The following is a 23,516-nucleotide window of genomic DNA, read 5'->3' on the forward strand; positions in this document are numbered from 1 at the left end:
CGGTTAATGTATCAAATAACAGGCGCCTTGACGATATAGTTTTCCAGCTCACCCTCGCTTTGCTTTAACATCCGGGCCCATTGCGCCAATGAAAGCCTGAGATCAAGCAAACAAACACCGTCGTCATCAAAACGTTCAGCTGAAATCAGCTGTAGCTCATGAAACCTGGCTCGCCAGGCCGAACAATGCGGAGGCAGTGCTAAGCGCAGCTGGACATGCTCTGTTGATAACAGATCAGCAATTGCCCGCTGTAATAAATCCATGCCCTCGCCAGTCAATGCCGACAGATACACCGCCCGCGGCAGGCCGTCATCGCCATACTCTATACGGGCGGTCTGCTCCATCTGATCTACTTTATTAAAAACCAGTAATTGCAATACGCCATCAGCGTCAATATCGGTTAACACTTGCTGCACTGACGCGATATTTTCATCTTTCCTGGGATCCGCACCATCTATCACATGCAGCTGCAAATCAGCGTCACGGGTTTCCTGCAATGTCGATTTAAACGCGGCCACCAGATTGTGCGGCAAATGGCGAATAAAACCTACCGTATCTGCCAGCACAACAGGCCCGAAATTATCCAGCTTAACCTGACGTAAAGTCGGATCAAGAGTGGCAAAAAGCTGGTCAGCAGCATAGACGCTGGCCGACGTCAGCCGGTTAAATAACGTTGATTTACCGGCATTGGTATAACCCACAATGGACACTACTGGCGTGGCACTTCGTTGTCGCGACTTGCGGCCCTGTTCGCGTTGCAAACCGATTTTTTCCAGGCGCTGCAACAAGGCTTTAACCCGTTCCCGCAACAATCTGCGGTCTGTTTCTAACCGTGTTTCACCGGGCCCGCGCAGGCCAATGCCACCTTTTTGCCGCTCAGCGTTATCCCAGCCGCGAACCAGCCGCGAGGCCAGATGCTGTAACTGGGCAAGCTCTACCTGCAACTTACCTTCGTATGTTCTGGCGCGCTGGGCAAAAATATCAAGGATAAGGGTTGTGCGATCAATCACTCTGGCTTGCAGAACCTGATCCAGGTTGCGGGTTTGGCTGGGGCTTAAAACGTGATTAAAAATAACTACCGTTGCCGCAAATTGCTCGACGGCAGCTTTAATTTCCTGTGCTTTACCAGAGCCGACAAACAGCCGGGTATCCGGTGCACGGCGGTTGGCAGTCACAGTATGCATGGCGTTGACATTTGCAGAAGCCACCAGCATGGCAAGCTCCTGCAAATCTTCGTTGCTATGCTCTTGCGGAAAGGTTACATGAACCAGAATGGCTTGTTCTGCAAGCTCAGCTAAATCAAACAAGCGCTAATGCTCCTGGCGTTATTCCACGTCCTCGCCTTCACTGTCGTTTTGACCCGCACCATGGCTAACCATAGTATTGACCGCACGAGCTGGCACGACCGTGGAAATGGCATGCTTGTAAACCATCTGGCTTACTGTATTTTTCAGCAAAATGACGAATTGATCAAAAGACTCAATCTGCCCCTGAAGTTTAATTCCATTCACCAGATAAATAGAGACCGGAATACGCTCTCGTCTTAAGGTGTTTAAAAATGGATCTTGTAAAGATTGGCCCTTTGCCATGTGCCGCTTTCCTTTTTTTATTAGTGAGCTGTATATAGGTATTATTTTTTTTAATTCAAGTTGTTAAAGCTAACTTTTTTTTCCATCTTAATTAGCTTAGCGAAGAAAGCACCGCTTGCAAGTTTTCTGCCGGTTCAGCTTCACTTTTCAGCCAATTTACCTCTGGCCAACCTCTTAACCAGGTTAACTGCCTTTTCGCCAGTTGCCGGGTAGCCGCAATGCCTTTTGCCACCATGTCGTCATAGCTGAACTCGCCATCCAGATATTGCCAGACCTGGCGGTAACCGACGCAGCGCATTGACGGCAAGTCCGGATGCAATTGTGGCTGACTTTTTAAGCCGGCGACTTCCTGTTCAAACCCGTTAGCCAGCATCTGCTGAAACCTTTCAGCAATACGCGTATGCAGCAGTGCACGATCAGTTGGCGCAATGGCAAATTGGTGTACTTTATACGGAAAAGGTTCCCCTTTTTGCGCAGTTAATTCTGTCATGGTTTTGCCACTCAACCGGTATACCTCGAGCGCACGGTTTATCCGCTGCGGATCATTCGGATGAATACGCTCAGCTGCAACCGGGTCAATCTGTTGCAGCTGACGGTGCATTGCCGGCCAGCCTATTGCAGCAGCTTCAGCTTCCAGGGTTGCTCTGATTGCGCTGTCTGCCGGCGGTAACGGCGATATCCCGTCCAGTAACGCTTTAAAATACAACATAGTACCGCCGACCAGAATGGGTATCTTGCCCCGCTGCTGAATGTCGCTGATCAGTCGCAGGGCGTCATCTCTGAAATCCGCTGCCGAATAACTTTGCCAGGGTTCCAGCATATCCAGCAGATGATGTGGCGCCTGCAATAGTTCTTCCCTGCTGGGTTTAGCTGTGCCGATATCCATACCGCGATAAACCAGTGCACTGTCGACACTGATGAGCTCTGCCGGCAGGTGTTGCAGCAGTTCAATTGCTAACGCTGTTTTACCAGACGCCGTCGGCCCCATAATAAAAATAACCGGGCTGGTGCCACTCATATTTGCCCTTGTTGGCTTAATGCCCGAATGCTGTTGCTTAAATCAAGCGGGACGGCCCGCCAGTCGCTGCTGTCAGTTAACATTGAGGCAAAGTAGTCTAACAGTACTGCATCACTGAGCCAATTCGATGATAGTAGCATGGACAGTATTGCCTGGCTGCTGGCAGCAGGTTCAGCGGGTTGCAACAGTGCCAGTGCTTGCAACAACCACTGACTAACCGGAGTTGAACGTAACCAGGGGGCTACTGCTCTGACAATAGCGGTATGGTCATGCAGCAGAATATCAAATCCCAGTTGCTGCAGCAGCTCAGCGCCAGCCAGTAGCTGCTGTTTCTCGGATACGTCAACTCGAAGCCGAAGCGGCAACAACAACGGAACCTGCTTACCATCGTCCAGCCATTGCCTGGCGAGACTGGCTGCTAAATCCAGCAATACCAGGCCATCCGGCCCCCGGGTAACGGCAAAACCCTGCCCTGCAGGTAAAAATGCTACCGCATCAGTGGTAACAGCAATACCGTTGTCAGCGGCCGCGGCATACTGCTGCTGTAAATACTGCACCTGTTGCTGCGTTTGCCGGGGGCCCGGCCTTTCTGTTACCGCCAGCGCACTGCCTGCTGGCCGCTGTCCAAGCGGCGAACGCCCCTGCAGGCCGGCGCCACTAGCACGAGCTGCAGGCGCCTGATAAGCGGCAGCAGTATCCGTCGTCCGGGATGGCACTGCGCCAGGTGCAGCAGTTAGCTGATCGAGGGCATCTGTCAGCGCACTTACCACAAAGTCATGTATCAGCCGGGCCTGATGAAAACGTACTTCATGTTTGGCTGGATGAACATTAACATCAACTTCTGTCGGCGCTATCTGCAGATACAGCACAAAACCGGGCTGCTGCTCTGGCGTCAGCCGATCACCATACGCCTGCCGAATAGCATGGTTAAGCAATTTATCCCGCATCATCCGGCCATTAACATAGCTGTACTGACAACCGCTCTGGCTCTGACATGCCTGCGGCGTCAGCAGCCAGCCACTAAGCTTCAGCGAACCATAGCTGTTTTCGATATAGGCAGCTTGCTCAGCAAAAGCCCGGCCACAGAGCATTGCTACTCTTTTCTGACGGGCTGTATCGGTAATCGCCTGCGGCAAACGACGGACACTCTGACCATTATGGTTAAGCTGCCAGCTGACATCAAACCGGCTAAGCGCCAGCCTTTTAATCAGCTCATCAATATGACCGAATTCCGTTTTATCTGTCCGCAGAAACTTGCGCCGGGCCGGAGTATTAAAAAATAAATCGACCACTTCTATACTGGTGCCTTCAGGGTGGGCAGCCGGCTTAACCGTTACCGCCATATCACGCCCTTCAGCCTGAGCCTGCCAGGCTGCAGCCTGGCCTGCTGGTTTAGACGTTAATGTCAGGCGTGATACCGAACTGATACTGGCCAGTGCCTCACCGCGGAAACCAAGACTGGTGATCTGTGCCAAATCGTCTAAATCACTGATTTTACTGGTTGCATGCCGACTTAATGCCAGGACAAGTTCTTGCTCAGCAATACCAGAGCCATTATCCCGAATCCGGATCAGCTTGCTGCCGCCTTTTTCAATATCGATATCAATCTGGCTGGCACCGGCATCCAGGCTGTTCTCTACCAGCTCCTTCACGACTGATGCCGGTCTTTCAACCACTTCACCGGCGGCAATCTGGTTCGCCAGTTGTGGCGGCAGAATTTTAATGGTCATCGTCAGGGGATCCGTAAAACCTGACCAATCCGGATACTGTCATTGGCTAACTGGTTGTGGCTGCGCAGCGCGTCTACCGACACATCATAGCGCTGCGCCAGTAACGACAACGACTCACCAGCCTGCACTTTATGTTCACGAGCCCGCTGCTGCGCAAATAGTGAATCAGCCGGCGGCGCCAGCTGAAAATGACGCTTTAACGCCCGGTGCAGTGATTGTGCTAATCGCGCCTGATGGTTAGCCGACTTTAACTGCTTTTCTTCCTGCGGATTCGAGATAAAGCCTACTTCTACCAGAATAGAAGGAATATCGGGCGATTTCAGCACGCCTAAACTGGCTGCCTGCGGTTTTGCCTGATGTAGTGAGGTAATTTTACCCAGCTCGCCCAACACCTGATTGGCTGCCTGATAAGCAGTGACCATTGAGTGGTTCATCGACAAATCGAGTACGGTTTGCGCCAGATAACGCTCATTGGCCGAATCGCGGATAATTTCTGCCACACCGCCCAGTAACTCAGAATGGCGTTCAGTTTGCTCCAGCATCCGGCCCACTTCTGTCGTTGCGCGGCGTAACGACAGTACCCAGACCGACGCGCCCCTGGGCTGCGGTGAAGTAAAGGCATCGGCATGAATTGACACCAGCAAGTCTGCCTGCTGGCCCCGGGCCAGCTCTGTGCGTCGGTTAACATGAATAAAGTAGTCGCCGGTCCGAACCATTTCGGCGCGCATGCCGGGTTCGTTATTAATCAGTTCAGCCAGCCTGTTAGCAATCGGTAACGTCAGGTTTTTCTCATAAATGCCACTGGGGCCAATCGAACCCGGGTCTTCACCACCGTGGCCGGCATCGATGGCAATAATGATATCCCGCGCCGCGCGGATGCTGGGCGGTGGCCGACTTTCAGTACGTTGTTTATCCGGTAAATCGATTACCAGCCGATGGCCATAAGGCGCGGTAGGCGTAAGCGCAAAGACGGTTGGTTTTACCTTGTTGGTTAAATCCAGCACAATGCGCATCTTGTCATTGTCGCCGCTACTACGAATTGCTTTTATCAGCTGCGAGTCACCGTCAATCTTCGGCAACGATATACCAGAGGCCATATTACTCAGGTCGATAACCAGCCGGTCGGGATTATCCAGACTAAAACTGTTGTATTGCGGCGCCGCTGCCAAATCAAATACTACCCGGGTATTGTCTGGCGATGGCCAGATCCGGATATTCTGAACCTGATTACTTGCATAACTCCACGCTGAAAAAAACCATAGAATGGTTAAACCGGCGCAGCTAAGAAATTTATTATTATTTTTCATCATCTCTTATTGCATCTGTTATGGCCCGGCCAGCAGCAGTGCCGGCACGAATGACAATCTGTCGCTGATCGTCAAGATAACTTAAGTGTATGTCGAGATCAGGTTCAGGTAAATAACCCTGGCCGTGTTCAGGCCATTCCAGCAAGCACAGGCTCTGCGGATTAAAATAATCGCGGATCCCCATAAATTCCAGCTCTTCCGGGTCGGTCAGCCGGTATAAATCAAAATGATATACGGTTAACACCGGCAATTGATAGGGCTCGACCAGGGTGTAAGTCGGGCTTTTAACATTCCCCTGATGACCTAACGCCAGCAAAATGCCCCGGCAAAAAGTCGTTTTACCCGCTCCCAAACTACCATGTAAAAAAATAACCTGACCACCCTGTAAATATTGTGCCAGCCTGGTTGCCCACTTCAGGGTTGCTGCTTCATCCGCTAAAACTGATGTTACCATCGTAACCTGCTCCATCGGACACTCCGTTGTAAGTAATGTAGCCACTTTACCTCTGCTATATGTTAAGCGCTGCCAAGCTGCCAGACATGTTAACAAACTATGGCAAAGGCCGGCCAGCAAAACTGGTGTTAAACAGCGCGGACAGCATAAATACTGTTATTGCATGAGGAGTCTGACCCTAAAATGAATATCCGGTTCCCGGTCGTTAAATCGCTATGGTAAAGTAGCACAAATTTTCTTGCTAATGACCGCCTCCGGAACTGACAGCTATGGCAATCGATTATCAGCAACTGGCCGTGCGGATAAAACAATGGGCACAGGAGCTGGGTTTTCAGGAACTGGGGATAACCGGCACTGACTTAACTAAAGACGAACCTAAGCTTCAGGCCTGGCTGGATAAAGGCTATCATGGTGATATGCAGTATATGGCAGAGCATGGCATGCTGCGCGCCCGCCCCGCTGAGTTGCTGCCAGGTACCTTACGGGTGCTCAGTGTCAGAATGGATTATCTGCCGGCTCAGGCCGGCTTTGCCACTAATCTGGCTGATCCGGCTAAAGCTTACATCAGCCGCTATGCGCTGGGTCGCGATTATCACAAACTTATTCGTAACCGGCTGAAACAACTGGCGCAGAAAATCCGCACCGAAATACCTGAACTGGGCTTCCGGCCTTTTGTCGACTCAGCACCGCTGCTTGAGCGGCCGCTGGCCCAGCAAGCTGGCTTAGGCTGGGTCGGCAAACACAGTTTATTACTCGAGCAGAGCGTCGGCTCCTGGTTTTTTCTGGGTGAATTGCTGGTCGACATTCCGTTGCCGGTCGATGAACCGCATCAGGGGGATTGCGGCAGTTGCGTCGCCTGTATCACCAGCTGTCCGACAGGGGCTATCGTTGAGCCTTACGTGGTAGATGGCCGGCGCTGCATCTCCTATTTAACCATCGAATTAAAAACCGCTATTCCTGAAACATTGCGGCCACTAATCGGCAACCGCATCTATGGCTGTGATGATTGCCAGCTGGTTTGCCCTGAGAACCGGCAGGCACCGCTGAGTATTGAAGCCGATTTTCAGCGCCGGCCGCAGTGGCAGGACCAGAACTTGCTGCAGCTGTTTGCCTGGGACGAAGCCACGTTTTTACGGCTGACTGAAGGCAGTGCTATCCGCCGGATTGGTTTTGAGCGCTGGCAGCGCAATATTGCCGTGGCGCTGGGCAATGCGCCTTATCAGAGTGAAATTACCGACGCATTACAAAAAGCCAGAGCGCACAGTTCTGCGCTGGTACTGGAACATATCGATTGGGCACTGGCGCAGCAAAAACGGAAAAGCTGGCAGGCGGCTAATCTGCTGCCCCGCGCGACTGAAAGACTGGTCAGGATTGTTCAGAAGGGGTTGCCGCGGGATGCATGAAAGCAGGCTGGCGGGCGTTCTGTCGCTGCTTAGCCTGTTCAATGATAAGGTGCTGCTGTTGCTCGCTAAGTTGTTGCCATTGCAGAATTTCTGTCAGAAAACGACCACAACCCAGACAACAGTCCTGCTGGTCCAGACAACAGTTTCGCACACAAGGTGATATTAGCATAAGCACTTACCTGAAGACGTTAAGCTCAGTGTAGCAAAGCTGAAAAACAAAAAGCCGCTTAAAAGCGGCTTTTTGTTCGAATGTGGAGCGAGTAACGAGGTTCGAACTCGTGACCTCGACCTTGGCAAGGTCGCGCTCTACCAGCTGAGCTATACTCGCATCGGTCAACGCTGTTGCGTTGTGATGGCGCGCATTTTACAAAATCGGCGCTCTTATGCAAGTACTTTATGCCGGTAATTTGAAAAAATTTTGGCGATAGGTTACTAATTCAGCAATCGACTCCCGAATATCGTCCAGCGCCAGATGCGCACCTGTTTTCTGTACTTTTTTCAGAATTGCCGGATGCCAGCGCCGGGCCAGCTCTTTTACCGTACTGACATCCAGATTGCGGTAATGAAAATAACGTTCAAGTTCCGGTGCATATTCGGCTAAAAATCGCCGATCCTGGCCAATACTGTTGCCACACATTGGCGATTTACCTTTCGCAACATACTGACTTAAAAAATCGATAGTCTGCTTTTCCGCCTCGGCTAGGCTAACATTACTGGCCAGGCAGCGGGCGGTTAAACCGCTTTTGCCATGTTGCTCTACGCACCATGGGTCCATATTATCGAGGATCTGGGCCGAGGTACTGATAGCAAACACCGGCCCTTCGGCCAGAATATTCAGCTCGCTGTCGGTAACAATAGTGGCCATTTCTAAAATTACATCAGTTTTGGGCTCCAGCCCGGTCATTTCTAAATCCAGCCAGATTAAATTAGTGTCATTTGTTGCCATATCCTTTCCTTACATGCATGCAGCTTTGTTCAAATTCAGATTACAGGTATGATACACGTCTTAAGCTTAACACTGATAGCGCCTGTTTGCGCACAACGGTAAAACCAGCACGTGACCAAAAAAAAACACCTGACCAAACGCCAGACTGACCGGATTGCCCAGAATGAGCAAAAACGGCTGCGGGGTAATAAAAAAGCCAAAACCGAGCATTGGGATGACGATGTGCTGCTGGCGGCAGAACCCGGCCTTGTGCTCAGTCGCTTTGGCCAGCATGCCGATATTGAAGATGCTAACGGTGACGTGGTGCGCTGCAATATGCGCCGCACCATCAGCTCGGTGGTAACCGGCGACAATGTAGTCTGGCGCAGGGCCAGGCAAAGCACTGGCAGTATTGATGGCGTTATCGAAGCGGTAGAGGATCGCAAATCCGTGCTGTTGCGGCCCGATTTTTATGATGGTTTAAAGCCTGTTGCAGCAAATATCGATTTAATGATTATTGTGTCTGCCATTTTGCCGGCATTGTCATTAAATATTATTGACCGTTACCTGGTCGCCGCCGAAATGACTCATATTAAGCCGCTGCTGGTTATCAACAAAGTTGATTTGCTGACAGAGCAAGAGCATCAGCAACTTACTGAGCAACTTAGCCTGTACCGTAAAATTGGCTATGATTATCTTTTAGTCAGCGCCAAATCTGGTCAGGGTATGCCTGAACTGCTGGAGCAGATACATAGTGGCACCAGTATTTTTGTTGGTCAGTCCGGGGTGGGTAAGTCATCGCTGATGAATAACCTGATGCCGGGCCTTACTGCTGCAACCCGCGAGGTTTCGGAAAATTCCGGCTTAGGTCAGCACACGACTACGGTGTCCCGACTGTATCATCTGCCACAGGGCGGCGATTTAATTGACTCCCCGGGCATTCGCGAATTTGCTTTGTGGCATTTAAGCGAACAGGAAGTGACTGAAGGCTTTATTGAGTTTCAGCCCTGGCTTGGCCGCTGTAAATTTCGCGACTGCAAGCATGTCAATGACCCCGGTTGTGCCATCCAGCATGCGGTGCAACAAGGTGAAATCAGTAGCGAGCGCTACGACAGCTATTTGAAAATCCTGGCCAGTATGGCGCAGGACAAACCGAATTATTTTTAAGTAAAAGGTTAATAACCCCGATGGATAAAGCAAAAATCACCTTGCAGTACCTGATGCCGAAGCATCTTATCTCGCGCCTTGCCGGTAAAGTTGCCGCAGCTGAACTCGGCTGGTTCAGCCATTTTCTGATTAAGCGCTTTATCAAAGCGTACAAAATTGATATGAGCGAAGCCCAATGGGAGCGCGCTGAAGATTACGCCAGTTTTAATGAATTCTTTACCCGGCCTCTAAAAGACGGCATCCGGCCGCTGGCCAGCGAACCTGATATTGTCGCCCATCCGGTCGATGGCGCTATCAGTCAGTTAGGGCCGATTGTTGACGGTAAACTGGTGCAGGCAAAACACCATAACTACTCGTTGCAAAACCTGCTGGGTGGCCTTGAGCAAACTGCAGCGCCTTTTGCCGGTGGCTCTTTTGCCACTATTTACCTGGCGCCAAAAGATTATCACCGGATTCATATGCCGGTAACCGGCACCCTGCGCGAGATGATTTATATCCCCGGCGAGCTGTTCTCGGTAAACCCGTTAACCGCCGAGTGTGTAAAAGATTTGTTTGCTCTGAATGAGCGAGTAGTCACTATCTTTGATACCGAGTTTGGGCCGATGGCGCTGGTACTGGTTGGTGCTACCATCGTCGCCAGCATTGAGACTGTCTGGGCAGGTACCATTACCCCACCAAGTGGCAAAAACATTTTCCGCTGGACTTACCCGGCAAAGGGCAATACCGCAGTTAAACTGGAAAAAGGCGCTGAGATGGGCCGCTTTAAACTGGGCTCTACGGTGGTACTGGCTTTTCCGGCCGGCAAAGTTGATTTTCTGGCCGACCAGCAGCCCGGCACCGTCACCCGGATGGGTGCGCCTTTTGCTGAAATTAACTAACTAGCCCCTCATGAGCAGGACATTGAAGTGTCCTGCTCCTTTCTCCGCACTCGCGACAGCGCCGTATATTTTTTCTGCGACACGCCGTAAACCCTTCCATGGGGGCTCGTTTATAAACTCCATCCATGAAGTTTACCCTGCGGGCCAGCGAGGCTGTTTAAATGTGTTCCCTACACATTTATCCGCCCGTCCAGGGCTTCAACGGTCTCAGAAAAAAATACTCTGCTCCCGCTTTATCTGCAGTAGACTAATTAAAAGTCGTTCTGAGGAGTGAATATGCAAATTATAGCCCATCGCGGGGCCAGTGGCGATTACCCGGAAAACACCCTGCTGGCCATCGAACAAGCCATCGTTCAGGGGGCAGATGCGATTGAGATAGATGTTTTTGCCGTACAGGGCGAGCTTATCGTTATTCACGACCACCATTTAGCCCGCACCACCAATGGCACCGGCAGCATTTATCAATACAGTCTGGTTGAGCTAATGCAACTGGATGCCGGTCGTGGCCAACGCATTCCGATGCTATGGCAGGTACTTGAGCTTATTAATGGTAAATGCTGGTTAAATATCGAATTAAAAGGTGATGACACCGTCGCGCCGCTATTAGCGCTGCTTGATAAAGCCGAACAGCAACTGGGGTTTGATCTGCAAACGCTGGTTATCTCGTCATTTAACCATCACCTGCTCGCCGCTATTAAACAAGCACGGTCGCAATTAAAGCTCGGCGCGCTTACTGCAAGTCTGCCGCTCGATTATGCAGCCTTTGCCAGCCAGTTGCAGGCCTATTCGGTAAATTGTGATGTCAGCTTTGTTAATAAAGCATTTGTTGATGATGCTAAAGCCCGCGGCTTAAAAGTATTTGTCTACACGGTAGATCAGCCAGATGATATCCAGCGCTTAAAAGCATATAGGGTCGATGGTATTTTCAGTAATTTCCCGGCCAGAAGCCGGACGTTGGCAAACAAAAAACCCGCTGATTAAGCGGGTTCGTCGGCGTGGTGTTCAGTCTCGCAGCTATCACACTGACTGCATAAACGCATGTTCATCACATGGGCCAGCACCACCAGGGAGGCGCCCACTATTAACACCGCATGCTCATATTCGTGGCCCCAGACATCCCGTTGCCAGTAAATAAAGCCACCTAAAAACAAAGAGTAAAAAGGGTAAAGCTTCCGATGGTAACGATGAAAGCCAATAAACAGCGCGACAAAGCCAAGCACCATGGTAAACAGCAGCATAATGCGCTCAAACGCATGGTTATGGTTAACTGTTAAGCCAAGCAGTGGCAGCACCGGTAACAATACCGGCAGCATAATACAGTGAATCGCGCACAGCGATGTCACAGTAATGCCCACTTTATCAAATAACACTCTGGCTTTGGCTAACACGTTAAAAATTCCACTGTGCTGAATTAACTAAAACGATATAATATAACAAATCAAAACACAAATAAACGACCTGATAAAAATTAGTTTCGGATACCCTGCTCTGCCGACATCCGCAAAGCTGATCGCCGGTTCCTGTTATGGCATAATGGCCGCCTGTCATTTTCCAGTAGGCCTGATATGGACTCCTTACTATCCCAACTTGATGAAAACCTGAAAGAACTTTATCGAAAAGCATTAGACGCTGATGCGGTATTAGACCAGTTACAGCAACAGGGTCAGGCGAAACATCAGAGTATTTTTCCTGCCAACAGTGATTTCAGCGTTAACAGCAATCGTTTTATGCCTTATTTAAGCGAAGCAGCAGAGCAGATTGCCGCTATCCGGCAAAGTCAGCAATTCAATACCGCTACGCTGGCCCGGGTGGTTAAACAGCTGCAGTTGTTGCACAAAACGCTGGCAGAGTTTCGCCTTGCGGTGAAGTAATTGCCGGCAATACCGGTAATAAGTCCGCTGGTAAAATCAGCGAAAGCAACTATGCTTAATGGTGGTTAATTGAACCTACATAGTTAGTGAGTAGTCGATGCTAGTTAATAAAGTTACCATTAACAATCCGGGCATTGCCGCCAGCGGAACGTCGAATAACAGCATTGCGACTGCAGCCCCCCTGGTTGCAGATGCAGCATCAGATCAGCTAAACCAGAACGCAACAACAATTAAGGCGCTATCAACACCTCCTGCATCTGAATCTGTGCAAACAGCTGATAGAAACTCAGAAAGTATCCGGGTTAGCAGTAGTATTGGCCGGGCAGCCAGCGCCGGCCAATTAACCCGGGAGCAGGCATTGGAAATTTACCGCAATATTGCCCGCTTTCTATAAGTTCAACCTTACCGTTCTGGATGACTCACTTTTGCAGGTAAGGCGGCATGTTCAGTAATTTCAGGCTTTAGGTCCTGGTTAAACCAGTCTTGTAGCATGTCCCGTTCAAATGAAAATTCAGGAGTATTGCTACGGGGTTTCATCCGGCTCATAAATGCCATATCGCGCAGACGCTCCTCACCACCAACCACTTCTTCACCATACTGATCACGTAACAGGTGACTAAAGCGAACAGCCGGTGAATGAATTTCTTTGATCACCCGAATTGCCTGGCCGGTATCGGTAACAAAGTAGTCAACTTCACCTGCCAGATCAATATCAGTAATCGTTACCTGCCAGCTATACCCTTCAGGTAACTCATCTGCCATTTCCTGAAAAAAATTCTCGAAATTACGCTTCACACGATCTTTAAAACGGCTGCGGGAATCATTGGCAGCCCGAACATCAGTAAATTTATCCATATCCTGCCAGTTAAGTTCCAGTGTGGCGCTCGAGTCTGGATTGCTTAGCACTGGTGCTGACATTGCCAGGACACACACCGCTATCAAAAATGTTTTCATCACTACCTCTCAGTCATTCTCTGCACACGACAGATCGCCCGGTTCAAGTTTTACTATATGCGCCAGATCCGGCATTAAAAAAATTATTGGTACACACAGTCACTACTATAGAGCATAAAAGCGCAACGTTTCTGGCTAAAATTGTATAAATAGTAGAGTGAAAGTGTATTAATCTGTATCAGAAAAAAGCCCCCGCTTTAATACGGAGGCTTTCAAAATATCAGCTAAACTGAATTATTTATCGAGATCAAAACTTATTGAACTTGCGCATAGTCGCTTACTTTTGGTTTAAACTTATTATCAAACCAATCTTGCAGCATCTGCTGCTCATAACGGAACGCGTCATCATCGTTAGTTGAACGCAGCGAATGCATAAAGCCCATATCACGCAACTTCGTTTCGGTGCTAATCACTACCTCACCCTGTTGGTCAGTTAAGACATGCTTAAAGGTGATAGCGGGCGAATGAATATCTTCAACGACCCTTAGCGGATTACCTGCACCGCCAACGAAATAATCTACATCGCCAGCTAAATCAATATTAGTAATTGTCGCCTGCCAATTGTAGCCATCAGGCAACTGGCTTGCTAATTGCTGGAAAATCTCACTAAACTCTCGTTTAACCCGTTCGTGAAACTGACTACGGGTAGAATTGGTGGCGCGAACATCTGTAAACTTGTCCATATCATGCCACTTCAGTTCCAACTCCGCACCCGACTCAGTATTGGCAAGTACTGGTGCTGTCATGGCCAGTGTCAATAATGCTATCGGAAATGTTTTCATATTCACCTCCTGAAGGTTGATTTTCTCAAATACTGCTACCGAACTCTGGTCAACTGTTAACAGCATTCACTGTCTGCTCAGACCCCAATTACAACCTAAAGTTCAGTTTACTGCGTTATCACTAAGCTTAGCAGGCAAAGCCTGCAGAGCAAATTGTGCTGAAAACGCACTTATTCACGAAAAAAAAAGCTCCCGGGATCAGCCGGGAGCTTTTTCTGCAGAGCCAGAAGCAGCGAATTACATCATACCGCCCATGCCACCCATGCCGCCCATATCAGGCATTGCCGGGGCATCGTCTTTTGGCAGTTCAGTGATCATCGCTTCGGTGGTGATCATCAGTGAACCGACAGATGCCGCAAACTGCAGTGCTGAACGGGTTACTTTGGTTGGGTCCAGAATACCCATCTCCAGCATGTCGCCGTATACGTCGGTAGCAGCGTTGTAACCGTAGTTACCTGAACCTTCTTTAACCTTGTTCACCACCACTGATGGCTCTTCACCAGCATTGGCCACGATTTGACGCAGTGGTGCTTCCATTGCCCGCAGCGCGATTTTAATACCGTGGGTCTGGTCTTCGTTAGCACCAGTTAAGCTGGTCAGTTTGGCTGCCACGCGCACCAGGGCAACACCGCCGCCAGGTACCACACCTTCTTCTACCGCAGCACGGGTTGCATGCAGTGCATCTTCCACCCGGGCTTTCTTCTCTTTCATTTCCATCTCAGTGGTCGCGCCCACTTTGATAACGGCAACACCGCCAGCCAGTTTAGCCAGACGTTCCTGCAGTTTTTCTTTATCGTAGTCTGAGGTCGCTTCTTCGATCTGCTGGCGAATCTGCTTCACCCGGCCATCGATACCATCCTGCTCACCGGCACCATCGATAATGGTGGTGTTGTCTTTAGTGATCACAACGCGCTTAGCGGTACCTAAATCCTCCAGCGTGGCTTTTTCCAGTTCCATACCGATTTCTTCAGAAATAACGGTACCGCCGGTTAACGTTGCAATGTCCTGCAACATCGCCTTACGACGATCACCAAAGCCTGGCGCTTTAACGGCAGACACTTTAACAATGCCACGCATATTGTTGACAACCAGAGTTGCCAGGGCTTCGCCTTCCAGATCTTCAGCAATAATTAACAGCGGCTTACCGGCTTTTGCCACGCCTTCTAATACCGGCAGTAACTCGCGGATATTAGAAATTTTCTTATCAACAGTCAGAATAAACGGGTTGTCCAGTTCTACCTGGCCGGCTTCCTGATTATTGATAAAATATGGTGACAGGTAGCCACGGTCGAACTGCATACCTTCAACCACGTCCAGCTCGTTGGCTAAACCCTGGCCTTCTTCAACAGTGATTACGCCTTCTTTGCCCACTTTATCCATGGCATCGGCGATGATTTTACCGATTTCTTCGTCAGAGTTAGCTGAAATAGTACCTACCTGAGCAATGGCTTTGGTATCGGCACAAGGCTGAGATAAGTTTTTCAGCTCTTCTACTGCTGCGATAACGGCTTTGTCGATACCGCGCTTTAAGTCCATCGGGTTCATGCCGGCCGCAACCGCTTTTACGCCTTCATTAATAATGTTTTGCGCTAACACGGTTGCAGTAGTCGTACCATCACCGGCTTCATCGTTGGCTTTAGACGCAACTTCTTTCACCATCTGCGCGCCCATATTTTCGAACTTATCTTCCAGTTCAATTTCTTTGGCGACCGATACACCGTCTTTGGTGATCAGTGGTGAGCCAAAAGATTTGTCCAGAATAACATTGCGGCCTTTCGGACCCAGGGTAACCCGTACCGCGTTTGCCAGAATGTTTACGCCCTTAAGCATTTTATTGCGAGCTTCGTCGCCAAAACGTACGTCTTTTGCAGCCATTTTGATAATTCCTTAATTCAGTTTTCAGTTAAACGATGCGTTAAAGTGCAGCTTACGCAGTGCAACTTAATCGAGGATCACACCTAAGATGTTGTCTTCTTTGGTGATTACAAACTCTTGCCCGTCTACTTTTTCAGTGCGCTCTACATAGGCACCAAATAATACTTTGTCGCCAACTTTTACATCTAATGGCTTCACGTCACCGTTATCCAGAATGCGACCATTGCCAACCGCAACGACTTCGCCACGGCTCGATTTTTCGGCAGAAGCACCAGTTAAGACGATGCCACCCGCTGACTTGCTTTCTGCTTCTAAGCGTTTGATGATGACACGATCATGTAATGGACGAATATTCATGCTCTAATCTCCTAAAGCGTTTTTTGTGTTTTAACATGGGTGTTAAAATGTGTGTTCGGTATATGGGGCAGTAGCAAAAAAAATCCAAGGGGCAATCAAAAAAATTCTTGCTGTTAGCCAGATTCAGCAACGCTGACGCCGCTTTCTTAAGACTTAATTAAGTAAGCCTTGAAATAATTGCCAGCGACAACAGGTCTGATATTTGCAATGTCAGATCGTAACTAAAAAGACCAATTGACAGCTATTGCCGTATAGTAGCGGAGCAACATCGGCAAAGGTATAGCCTGCGTTTAACCAATAATTCAGAAGGTTTAATTGATGTATAAACTGTTTTTGCTGCCATTTTTACTGTGGTTTTCGCTGCTTGGGCTGACTCTCAGTGCTTCGCCGGCTCAGGCTCAGCAAAGCTCGGTGCTCGATAGCCTGCTGCAACAAGATGATGACTTTTTACCGGTAGACCAGGCCTTTGTTATGGATTTCCGGCAGCAGGACGATGAACTTATTGTCAATTGGACGATAGCGGACGGTTATTATATCTATCGCGATAAGTTCAAATACGGCGGCGTCGCGGTAAGTTTCTCTCATCCCACTTATCCACCCAGCATGCAGATAGAAGATGAATTTTTCGGGGTAACCGAAGTTTATTTCCATCAGCTGACCTTGCGTATTCCTTTGTCGGATATTAGTGAAGATGCGTTTTTACGCATTCAGTATATGGGCTGTGCTGAAGCAGGCCTGTGTTACCCCCCGATTAAAGCCGAGATACCATTGTCAGTTCCGGGCAATTCAGCAGCGACAGCCAGTGCAGACACGGCCGGGCAAACGGAAGCCGGCATACCGGTATCCAGCCAGTTTAATCTGGCAGATCGGCTTAGCAGCGGCTCGGTCTGGCTGAATATGGGCGTATTTTTTCTGTTAGGGCTGGGCCTGGCATTTACCCCTTGCGTATTTCCGATGTATCCGATTTTAAGCAGCATTATTGTCGGTCAGGGCAAACAGCTTAGTACCCGCCGGGCATTCAGCTTATCATTCAGTTATGTCCAGGGTATGGCCATTATGTACTCGGCGCTGGGGCTGGTTGTCGCCAGTTTAGGGGTTAAATTCCAGGCCTGGATGCAGCACCCTGCGGTGCTTATCGTCGCTGCGGTTATCTTTGTGTTGCTGGCACTTGCCATGTTCGGTGGTTTTAATTTTCAGCTGCCAGCCAGCTGGCAGGCCAAAGTCAGTAACATAAGTAATAAACAGCAGGGCGGCAGTTTAAAAGGCGCCTTTATTATGGGCGCCTTGTCTGGCCTGATAGCCTCACCCTGTACCACAGCGCCATTGTCAGCAGCATTGTTATATGTGGCACAAAGCGGTGATTTGCTGCTGGGTGCCCTGACATTATATGTTCTCAGCCTGGGCATGGGCATACCGCTTATTCTGCTGGGTACGTCTGGTGGCAAACTGCTACCCAAAGCCGGCCCCTGGATGAATATCGTTAAAACTGCCTTTGGTTTCGTGCTGTTGCTGGTGCCGATAATCCTGCTGGAGCGTATTCTGCCAGTATGGCAAGTCGTGCTGCTGGCTTCAACCCTCAGCCTGTTAGTTTGTGGTTATTTGTTTAAGCTGCTGTTTGAACTGAAAAGCAGCACAGCGAAAGCGGCCATGTTGTTATCGGCTCTGGTGTTGCTGCTAGTGACCGTATTGTTTAACTGGCAATATTTCAGCCCCACCCAGCCTGCTCCGGCCCCGGTTGCAGCAAATACCAGCCAGAGTGGCCAGTTTATTGACGTAGCCGATTTAGCGGGTCTGGAGCTACAATTAGCAGAGGCTAAAGCCGCAGGCCAGTATACCCTGGTCGATCTTTATGCAGAGTGGTGTGTTGCCTGCAAGGAGTTTGAGCAATTTACCTTCCCGGCGGAGCAGGTACAGGCCCACACCAGCAAAATGCGCCTGATAAAAATAGATGTTACCAACATGAGCCGCTCCGACGAAAAATTATTGAACCATTATCAGGTGCTCGGCCTGCCAACCTTGCTTTTCTTCAGCCCTGACGGTGAGGAACTGACAAAAGCGCGGGTAACCGGCTTTATGGCAGCCACTCCCTTTGCTGAGCATCTGGCCGCCCTTACCAAAAAGTAATGGCAAGCGGCAGGCAGCTGGCCTGCCGCTTTTAGCAACTATAAGCCCCCTGCCCCGTGCCCGCTTTTTGACTACTCTGTGCCTACTCTGGCTGATAAGACCAGTATTTTGCTGCCATTTGTCACGATTTCACTATAATAAGGCGCTAATCTGGTAATAAAGGGCGCGGTAATGTGCTGAATTAAGCAAACAGGTGCAATTTTGCATCCACTTTCGTAAGATAAAGCTTATTCGAAACATTTAGCGGAAATACAACACAAATGGCGGCAAAATACCGAATTTTAGTTTTAAATGGTCCGAACCTGAACATGCTTGGCGTACGTGAGCCAGGGGTGTACGGTGCCGCCAGCCTGAATGATATTGTCAGCGAGCTGGAACAGCAGGCCGACAGCATAAACGTCAGTCTGCAGCATTTTCAGTCAAATGCTGAGCATGAGCTTATTGCTACCGTTCAGCAAAGTCTGGGGCAGCAGGATTTTATTATTATAAATCCGGGCGCCTATACTCATACCAGTATCGCACTTCGTGATGCGCTGCTGGCGGTGGCCATACCCTTTATTGAAATTCACTTATCCAACGTGCATGCCCGGGAAGCATTCCGGCGACATTCTTATTTAGCTGATATCGCCCAAGGGGTTATCTGCGGCTTTGGTGCCAAAGGTTATCACTATGCGCTGGACGCAGCGGTAACAGCATTACAAACAACCAAATAAATTAACTAGCAAATTAACTAACATCAGGCGACAGACATGGATATTAGAAAAATTAAAAAATTGATCGAATTGCTGGAAGAGTCTGGCATTTCTGAGCTGGAAATTACCGAAGGTGAAGAATCAGTGCGGATCAGCCGCCACAGCCCGGTACAGCACTATGCACCAATGCAACCGATGCAGTACGCCCAGCCACAAATGCAGGCCCCGGCAGCTGCACCAGCCGCCGTTGCAGCCGAACCAGCTAAACCGGCTGCCAGCGGCCAGGTTGTTAAGTCACCAATGGTAGGCTCATTTTACCGGGCAGCCTCACCCACCTCTAAAGCCTTCGTTGAAGTAGGCCAGAGCGTTAAAGTAGGTGATACCTTGTGTATTGTTGAAGCCATGAAAATGATGAACCAAATCCAGTCTGATAAAGCAGGCGTGGTAAAAGAAATTCTGGTTGAAAACGGCGATCCGGTCGAATTTGATCAGCCGTTATTTATTCTCGAATAACCGAAAAGGCTGACCGATGCTAGAAAAAGTACTCATTGCCAACCGGGGCGAAATTGCACTGCGTATCTTACGCGCCTGCAAAGAACTCGGTATTAAAACGGTAGCGGTGCACTCCACCGTCGACCGTAACCTGAAACATGTGCTGCTGGCAGACGAGACCATTTGTATTGGCCCGGCACCGTCACCACAAAGCTACCTGAATATTCCGGCGCTAATTGCTGCAGCAGAAGTCACCAACGCCCAGGCGATTCACCCTGGTTATGGCTTTTTGGCTGAGCGTGCTGACTTTGCCCAGCAGGTAGAAGAAAGCGGCCTGGTATTTATTGGCCCGCACCCGGACTCTATCCGGCTGATGGGCGATAAAGTGTCAGCGATTGAAGCGATGAAAAAAGCCGGCGTGCCCTGTGTGCCAGGTTCAGACGGCGCAGTAGGTGACGATGCTGACACCAACAAAAAGATTGCGAAACGTATAGGCTACCCGATAATTGTTAAGGCTGCCGGCGGTGGTGGTGGTCGTGGTATGCGCGTGGTTCGCAGCGAAGAAGAGCTGGTCAGCTCAATTGAGATGACCAAAGCCGAAGCCAAAGCCGCTTTTGGTAATGACATGGTATACATGGAGAAATTCCTGGAAAACCCACGTCATATCGAAATTCAGGTACTAGCTGATGGCCAGGGTAATGCCATTCATTTAGCTGAGCGCGACTGCTCGATGCAGCGCCGCCATCAGAAAGTGGTGGAAGAAGCGCCGGCACCGGGTATTACCCCTGAGCTGCGGGCCTTTATTGGCGGCCGCTGTGTTGATGCCTGTAAAGTAATGAACTATCGCGGTGCCGGTACCTTTGAGTTTCTGTTTGAAAACGGTGAGTTCTTCTTTATTGAGATGAATACCCGTATTCAGGTAGAACACCCGGTTACCGAAATGATCAGTGGCGTCGATCTGATTAAAGAGCAATTACGGGTCGCATCCGGCATGCCATTAACGCTGAAGCAGGAAGATATCGTCATTCGTGGCCATGCGGTAGAGTGCCGGATAAACGCGGAAGACCCGGTAACTTTTATGCCATCACCGGGTAAAATTACCCGTTTCCATCCGGCCGGCGGCAACGGCGTGCGCTGGGATTCGCATATTTATGCGGATTACACGGTGCCACCTAATTATGACTCGATGGTCGGCAAGCTGATTACCTATGGCGAGAGCCGGGAAATAGCCATCGCCCGGATGCGTAACGCGCTGGACGAGCTGCTGGTAGAGGGCATAAAAACCAATATTGCGCTGCATAAAGACATTATGCGTGATACTGAGTTCTGTAAAGGCGGCACCAATATTCATTACCTTGAGAAAAAACTTGGCATGAAGTAACGCTGCTATGTAGTGCAACTGCAGTAATTAGCTGAGAATAAAGGCCGCATTTGCGGCCTTTTTGTTATAATGCGCCCAAAATGCAGCAAGAGAGCTCACCATGCCCTGGATCCAACTACGCGTTACCACTACTGAAGTTAAAGCCGAGCAAGTCAGCGACATGCTGCAAGGCTGGGGTGCGCAGGCGGTCAGTTTTGTCGATGCGCATGATACGCCGATTTATGAGCCCATGCCCGGCGAGGTAATTTACTGGACCAATACCGTGGTCGTCGGTTTATTTGATGCTGAGCACCCGATGGACCAGGTGATCAGTAAATTGCAGCAGGTGTCTTTTTTTAAAGACAAGCTGCAGTACAAGCTGGAACAACTGGAAGACAAAGACTGGGAACGGGAATGGATGGATAACTTTCATCCGATTAAGTTTGGCGAGCGCTTATGGGTATGCCCCAGCTGGCGTGATATTCCGGACCCGGATGCAGTTAATGTGATGCTCGATCCCGGTCTGGCGTTTGGTACCGGCACCCACCCTACTACGGCGCTGTGTATGCAATGGCTTGATCAGCATATTAAGCCGGAACAAACGGTGGTCGACTTTGGCTGTGGTTCAGGCATTTTAGGCATAGCTGCCCTGAAGTTAGGTGCAAAACGGGTCGTTGGCATTGATATTGACCCGCAGGCCATAGAAGCCAGCACCGCCAACGCGAAGCGCAACAATGTCAGCGGCCAGATAGAGCTATACCTGCCCAGGGATCAGCCCCAATTACAGGCCGATGTGGTGGTGGCCAATATTCTGGCCGGGCCGCTGGCAGAACTTAGTCAGGTAATCAGCGGTTATGTAAAGAGCGGTGGTTTACTGGCATTGTCCGGTATTTTACAAAGCCAGGCCCAGAGCGTTATCGATGCCTACAGCAACGAATTCAGCTTTGACCCCGTCGCCGAGCAGGACGAATGGGTGCGGTTAAGCGCCCGTAAAAATCACGCTTAGACCACAACGCAACTGGTGACAAAATAAACAGCCTTACAATTATCTTTTTAGTGAGGCCATTGTTTACGGGCTGGTAGCAGCGGGAAAACACGTCTTTTCAGCCTTTTAGCGAATGTCAATCCCTGAAAGGCCAAATTAATTGCAGTTTTGTTTAAATAATAACCTTTGCTTTGTTGCCAAAAATCCGTAAACTTAGCGCCCCTTGGGGGTAGAGCCTTGGATTACATGGTGCGCATAGGTCCTTATCAGTTAGCGAACAAGGTAATTTGTGCTCCGATGGCCGGAGTGACAGATCACACTTTTCGTGAGCTTTGCCGGCGGTTTGGCGCCGCTTTAGCTGTATCTGAAATGCTATCAAGCAATCCTCAGGTCTGGCAAAGCGAAAAGTCACAAAACCGGATGGGACATCGCCAGGAATCCGGGATCCGCTCGGTACAAATTGCCGGCAGTGATCCGGCCCAAATGGCCGCAGCAGCGCAATACAATGTTGAGATTGGTGCTGATATTATCGACATCAACATGGGTTGCCCGGCCAAAAAAGTAAATAAAAAGCTGGCAGGCTCGGCGTTATTACAATACCCGCAGCTGGTAGAAGACATTATTCAGGCCGTGGTAAAGGCGGTAACAGTACCGGTAACGCTGAAAATTCGTACCGGCTGGGATACCGATCATCGTAATGGTGTGCAAATTGCCCGGATTGCCGAGGATAATGGCATTCAGGCGCTGGCCGTACATGGCAGAACCAAAGCCTGCATGTACAAAGGTGAAGCCGAATACGACACCATTAAAGCGATTAAACAGGCAGTGTCACTGCCGGTTATTGCCAATGGTGACATTACCACGCCGGAAAAAGCACAGTATGTGCTCGATTACACCGGTGCCGACGCCATTATGATTGGTCGGGCGGCACAGGGGCGCCCCTGGATATTCCGGGAAGTGACCCACTACCTGGCAACAGGTGAAAAACTGGCTGCACCGGCAATTGCTGAGGTGCAGCAAATCATGCTGGAACATGTGCAGGGCTTACATCAGCTATACGGTGTGCATTTGGGGCCTCGGATTGCCCGTAAGCACGTTGGCTGGTATTTAGCTGAGCATGATGCCCAGGGTGTGTTTCGCAGCGAATTCAATGCCATCGAGCAGGCTGAACGCCAGTTTGAGGCATTAAATGACTATTTTCATAAACTAGCAGCAACCTAACGCAAAAGAGATAAGCAATGTTTAATTCGAACGTTACTTCGCCATTTATTACAAATGCCCATGTTCAAACCCAGGAAAAGCCACAGGCGTTAAGCAACGCGGTGCAAAAAGCCGTTGCTAACTACCTGCAACAGTTAAACGGTCAGGACGTTAACGACCTGTATGAGTTGGTGCTGTCTGAATTAGAGCGGCCGTTACTGGAAGAGGTGATGAAATACACCCGCGGTAACCAGACCCGCGCAGCTAACCTGATGGGCATCAACCGCGGTACCCTGCGTAAGAAGCTGAAACAATACGGCATGAGTTAATGCCACTGCGGGGCTCCGGCCCCG

Annotated in this window: 26 protein-coding genes and 1 tRNA gene; 13 read left to right on the forward strand and 14 right to left on the reverse strand. The window is 49.8% G+C overall.

The features are described 5' to 3' along the window. Positions 1-11 precede the first annotated feature (11 nt). The 6 genes from hflX to tsaE form a co-directional block, all read right to left on the reverse strand. Entirely contained in the window at positions 12-1,307 is a 1,296-nt protein-coding gene (hflX, locus tag R3187_RS03605; protein ID WP_318965339.1) for a ribosome rescue GTPase HflX, read from the reverse strand. An 18-nt stretch (positions 1,308-1,325) separates the two neighbouring features. After that, positions 1,326-1,589: an RNA chaperone Hfq gene (hfq, locus tag R3187_RS03610; protein WP_318965340.1), complete on the reverse strand. Its 264-nt coding sequence runs from the start codon at positions 1,587-1,589 to the stop codon at positions 1,326-1,328. Between the two features lie 91 nt (positions 1,590-1,680). After that, entirely contained in the window at positions 1,681-2,607 is a 927-nt protein-coding gene (gene miaA / locus R3187_RS03615; RefSeq protein WP_318965341.1) for a tRNA (adenosine(37)-N6)-dimethylallyltransferase MiaA, read from the reverse strand. Continuing rightward, positions 2,604-4,337 carry a DNA mismatch repair endonuclease MutL gene (gene mutL / locus R3187_RS03620; protein ID WP_318965342.1) on the reverse strand — a complete coding sequence of 578 codons (1,734 nt, stop codon included), beginning with the start codon at positions 4,335-4,337 and terminating at the stop codon, positions 2,604-2,606. The genes miaA and mutL overlap by 4 nt, the downstream gene beginning before the upstream one ends. Before the next feature lie 2 nt (positions 4,338-4,339). Continuing rightward, positions 4,340-5,647: an N-acetylmuramoyl-L-alanine amidase gene (locus R3187_RS03625; RefSeq protein WP_318965343.1), complete on the reverse strand. Its 1,308-nt coding sequence runs from the start codon at positions 5,645-5,647 to the stop codon at positions 4,340-4,342. Next, positions 5,634-6,098, reverse strand: a complete 465-nt coding sequence (tsaE, locus tag R3187_RS03630) for a tRNA (adenosine(37)-N6)-threonylcarbamoyltransferase complex ATPase subunit type 1 TsaE (protein ID WP_318965344.1) — start codon at positions 6,096-6,098, stop codon at positions 5,634-5,636. Before tsaE ends, R3187_RS03625 begins: the two co-directional genes overlap by 14 nt. A gap of 269 nt (positions 6,099-6,367) precedes the next feature. Between tsaE and queG the strand changes: the two genes are divergently transcribed. Next, complete coding sequence (gene queG, locus R3187_RS03635; protein WP_318965345.1) at positions 6,368-7,501, forward strand: tRNA epoxyqueuosine(34) reductase QueG; 1,134 nt, start codon at positions 6,368-6,370, stop codon at positions 7,499-7,501. Here the strand turns inward: queG and R3187_RS03640 are convergent. The 3 genes from R3187_RS03640 to orn form a co-directional block, all read right to left on the reverse strand. Next, positions 7,464-7,670, reverse strand: coding sequence for a DUF1289 domain-containing protein (locus R3187_RS03640; protein ID WP_318965346.1), 207 nt, complete (start codon positions 7,668-7,670; stop codon positions 7,464-7,466). The genes queG and R3187_RS03640 overlap by 38 nt on opposite strands. A gap of 83 nt (positions 7,671-7,753) precedes the next feature. After that, positions 7,754-7,829, reverse strand: a tRNA-Gly gene (locus tag R3187_RS03645). A 66-nt stretch (positions 7,830-7,895) separates the two neighbouring features. Next, positions 7,896-8,447 (reverse strand): oligoribonuclease, encoded by a 552-nt coding sequence (gene orn, locus R3187_RS03650; protein ID WP_318965347.1) that lies wholly within the window; start codon positions 8,445-8,447, stop codon positions 7,896-7,898. A 111-nt stretch (positions 8,448-8,558) separates the two neighbouring features. On the opposite strand from orn, the gene rsgA reads away from it, so the two are divergent. From rsgA to R3187_RS03665, 3 genes are all read left to right on the forward strand, one after another. Continuing rightward, positions 8,559-9,593: a small ribosomal subunit biogenesis GTPase RsgA gene (gene rsgA / locus R3187_RS03655; protein ID WP_318965348.1), complete on the forward strand. Its 1,035-nt coding sequence runs from the start codon at positions 8,559-8,561 to the stop codon at positions 9,591-9,593. Positions 9,594-9,613: 20 nt separating this feature from the next. Then, positions 9,614-10,471: an archaetidylserine decarboxylase gene (gene asd / locus R3187_RS03660; protein WP_318965349.1), complete on the forward strand. Its 858-nt coding sequence runs from the start codon at positions 9,614-9,616 to the stop codon at positions 10,469-10,471. 276 nt (positions 10,472-10,747) lie between these two features. Continuing rightward, the gene (locus tag R3187_RS03665; RefSeq protein ID WP_318965350.1) at positions 10,748-11,452 is read left to right on the forward strand and encodes a glycerophosphodiester phosphodiesterase; all 705 of its coding nucleotides are present in this window, start codon (positions 10,748-10,750) and stop codon (positions 11,450-11,452) included. On the opposite strand, the gene R3187_RS03670 is transcribed toward R3187_RS03665, so the two are convergent. Beyond that, positions 11,449-11,859: a MerC domain-containing protein gene (locus R3187_RS03670; RefSeq protein ID WP_318965351.1), complete on the reverse strand. Its 411-nt coding sequence runs from the start codon at positions 11,857-11,859 to the stop codon at positions 11,449-11,451. The genes R3187_RS03665 and R3187_RS03670 overlap by 4 nt on opposite strands. A gap of 177 nt (positions 11,860-12,036) precedes the next feature. On the opposite strand from R3187_RS03670, the gene R3187_RS03675 reads away from it, so the two are divergent. Both R3187_RS03675 and R3187_RS03680 read left to right on the forward strand, forming a co-directional pair. After that, the gene (locus R3187_RS03675; RefSeq protein ID WP_318965352.1) at positions 12,037-12,342 is read left to right on the forward strand and encodes a prephenate dehydrogenase; all 306 of its coding nucleotides are present in this window, start codon (positions 12,037-12,039) and stop codon (positions 12,340-12,342) included. 97 nt (positions 12,343-12,439) lie between these two features. Continuing rightward, positions 12,440-12,736, forward strand: coding sequence for a hypothetical protein (locus R3187_RS03680; RefSeq protein ID WP_318965353.1), 297 nt, complete (start codon positions 12,440-12,442; stop codon positions 12,734-12,736). 8 nt (positions 12,737-12,744) lie between these two features. Here the strand turns inward: R3187_RS03680 and R3187_RS03685 are convergent, their stop codons facing one another. The 4 genes from R3187_RS03685 to R3187_RS03700 form a co-directional block, all read right to left on the reverse strand. Further along, complete coding sequence (locus R3187_RS03685; protein WP_318965354.1) at positions 12,745-13,296, reverse strand: DUF3016 domain-containing protein; 552 nt, start codon at positions 13,294-13,296, stop codon at positions 12,745-12,747. Between the two features lie 254 nt (positions 13,297-13,550). Beyond that, on the reverse strand, positions 13,551-14,078 hold the full coding sequence (locus R3187_RS03690; RefSeq protein WP_318965355.1) for a DUF3016 domain-containing protein: 528 nt from the start codon (positions 14,076-14,078) through the stop codon (positions 13,551-13,553). Between the two features lie 237 nt (positions 14,079-14,315). Then, entirely contained in the window at positions 14,316-15,953 is a 1,638-nt protein-coding gene (groL, locus tag R3187_RS03695; protein ID WP_318965356.1) for a chaperonin GroEL, read from the reverse strand. Positions 15,954-16,019: 66 nt separating this feature from the next. Next, positions 16,020-16,310, reverse strand: a complete 291-nt coding sequence (locus R3187_RS03700; RefSeq protein ID WP_217671068.1) for a co-chaperone GroES — start codon at positions 16,308-16,310, stop codon at positions 16,020-16,022. Positions 16,311-16,628: 318 nt separating this feature from the next. Here R3187_RS03700 and R3187_RS03705 point away from each other — a divergent pair, with 318 nt between their 5' ends. The 7 genes from R3187_RS03705 (at position 16,629) to fis (ending at position 23,492) form a co-directional block, all read left to right on the forward strand. Beyond that, positions 16,629-18,434, forward strand: a complete 1,806-nt coding sequence (locus tag R3187_RS03705; RefSeq protein ID WP_318965357.1) for a protein-disulfide reductase DsbD — start codon at positions 16,629-16,631, stop codon at positions 18,432-18,434. A gap of 260 nt (positions 18,435-18,694) precedes the next feature. Then, positions 18,695-19,147, forward strand: a complete 453-nt coding sequence (gene aroQ, locus R3187_RS03710; RefSeq protein WP_318965358.1) for a type II 3-dehydroquinate dehydratase — start codon at positions 18,695-18,697, stop codon at positions 19,145-19,147. Positions 19,148-19,183: 36 nt separating this feature from the next. Beyond that, positions 19,184-19,639 carry an acetyl-CoA carboxylase biotin carboxyl carrier protein gene (accB, locus tag R3187_RS03715; RefSeq protein WP_318965359.1) on the forward strand — a complete coding sequence of 152 codons (456 nt, stop codon included), beginning with the start codon at positions 19,184-19,186 and terminating at the stop codon, positions 19,637-19,639. Positions 19,640-19,655: 16 nt separating this feature from the next. Further along, on the forward strand, positions 19,656-20,999 hold the full coding sequence (gene accC / locus R3187_RS03720; RefSeq protein ID WP_318965360.1) for an acetyl-CoA carboxylase biotin carboxylase subunit: 1,344 nt from the start codon (positions 19,656-19,658) through the stop codon (positions 20,997-20,999). A 100-nt stretch (positions 21,000-21,099) separates the two neighbouring features. After that, positions 21,100-21,984 (forward strand): 50S ribosomal protein L11 methyltransferase, encoded by an 885-nt coding sequence (prmA, locus tag R3187_RS03725; RefSeq protein WP_318965361.1) that lies wholly within the window; start codon positions 21,100-21,102, stop codon positions 21,982-21,984. A 225-nt stretch (positions 21,985-22,209) separates the two neighbouring features. Beyond that, positions 22,210-23,184: a tRNA dihydrouridine synthase DusB gene (gene dusB / locus R3187_RS03730; RefSeq protein WP_318965362.1), complete on the forward strand. Its 975-nt coding sequence runs from the start codon at positions 22,210-22,212 to the stop codon at positions 23,182-23,184. 17 nt (positions 23,185-23,201) lie between these two features. Next, positions 23,202-23,492, forward strand: coding sequence for a DNA-binding transcriptional regulator Fis (gene fis, locus R3187_RS03735; RefSeq protein WP_019676480.1), 291 nt, complete (start codon positions 23,202-23,204; stop codon positions 23,490-23,492). Positions 23,493-23,516 lie beyond the last annotated feature (24 nt).

The organism is Arsukibacterium sp., from assembly GCF_033721375.1.
Taxonomy (GTDB): domain Bacteria; phylum Pseudomonadota; class Gammaproteobacteria; order Enterobacterales; family Alteromonadaceae; genus Alishewanella.

Bases quoted from the DNA above. Each gene is read 5' to 3' on its own strand.
- queG (WP_318965345.1), top strand. From the start codon at position 6,368: ATGGCAATCGATTATCAGCAACTGGCCGTGCGGATAAAACAATGGGCA.
- accB (WP_318965359.1), top strand. From the start codon at position 19,184: ATGGATATTAGAAAAATTAAAAAATTGATCGAATTGCTGGAAGAGTCT.
- dusB (WP_318965362.1), top strand. From the start codon at position 22,210: ATGGTGCGCATAGGTCCTTATCAGTTAGCGAACAAGGTAATTTGTGCT.
- R3187_RS03625 (WP_318965343.1), bottom strand. From the start codon at position 5,647: ATGATGAAAAATAATAATAAATTTCTTAGCTGCGCCGGTTTAACCATT.
- miaA (WP_318965341.1), bottom strand. From the start codon at position 2,607: ATGAGTGGCACCAGCCCGGTTATTTTTATTATGGGGCCGACGGCGTCT.
- R3187_RS03665 (WP_318965350.1), top strand. From the start codon at position 10,748: ATGCAAATTATAGCCCATCGCGGGGCCAGTGGCGATTACCCGGAAAAC.
- R3187_RS03680 (WP_318965353.1), top strand. From the start codon at position 12,440: ATGCTAGTTAATAAAGTTACCATTAACAATCCGGGCATTGCCGCCAGC.
- hfq (WP_318965340.1), bottom strand. From the start codon at position 1,589: ATGGCAAAGGGCCAATCTTTACAAGATCCATTTTTAAACACCTTAAGA.
- asd (WP_318965349.1), top strand. From the start codon at position 9,614: ATGGATAAAGCAAAAATCACCTTGCAGTACCTGATGCCGAAGCATCTT.
- R3187_RS03640 (WP_318965346.1), bottom strand. From the start codon at position 7,670: ATGCTAATATCACCTTGTGTGCGAAACTGTTGTCTGGACCAGCAGGAC.
- aroQ (WP_318965358.1), top strand. From the start codon at position 18,695: ATGGCGGCAAAATACCGAATTTTAGTTTTAAATGGTCCGAACCTGAAC.
- fis (WP_019676480.1), top strand. From the start codon at position 23,202: ATGTTTAATTCGAACGTTACTTCGCCATTTATTACAAATGCCCATGTT.
- accC (WP_318965360.1), top strand. From the start codon at position 19,656: ATGCTAGAAAAAGTACTCATTGCCAACCGGGGCGAAATTGCACTGCGT.
- R3187_RS03705 (WP_318965357.1), top strand. From the start codon at position 16,629: ATGTATAAACTGTTTTTGCTGCCATTTTTACTGTGGTTTTCGCTGCTT.
- R3187_RS03690 (WP_318965355.1), bottom strand. From the start codon at position 14,078: ATGAAAACATTTCCGATAGCATTATTGACACTGGCCATGACAGCACCA.
- R3187_RS03700 (WP_217671068.1), bottom strand. From the start codon at position 16,310: ATGAATATTCGTCCATTACATGATCGTGTCATCATCAAACGCTTAGAA.
- R3187_RS03675 (WP_318965352.1), top strand. From the start codon at position 12,037: ATGGACTCCTTACTATCCCAACTTGATGAAAACCTGAAAGAACTTTAT.
- groL (WP_318965356.1), bottom strand. From the start codon at position 15,953: ATGGCTGCAAAAGACGTACGTTTTGGCGACGAAGCTCGCAATAAAATG.
- orn (WP_318965347.1), bottom strand. From the start codon at position 8,447: ATGGCAACAAATGACACTAATTTAATCTGGCTGGATTTAGAAATGACC.
- prmA (WP_318965361.1), top strand. From the start codon at position 21,100: ATGCCCTGGATCCAACTACGCGTTACCACTACTGAAGTTAAAGCCGAG.
- R3187_RS03685 (WP_318965354.1), bottom strand. From the start codon at position 13,296: ATGAAAACATTTTTGATAGCGGTGTGTGTCCTGGCAATGTCAGCACCA.
- mutL (WP_318965342.1), bottom strand. From the start codon at position 4,337: ATGACCATTAAAATTCTGCCGCCACAACTGGCGAACCAGATTGCCGCC.
- tsaE (WP_318965344.1), bottom strand. From the start codon at position 6,098: ATGGTAACATCAGTTTTAGCGGATGAAGCAGCAACCCTGAAGTGGGCA.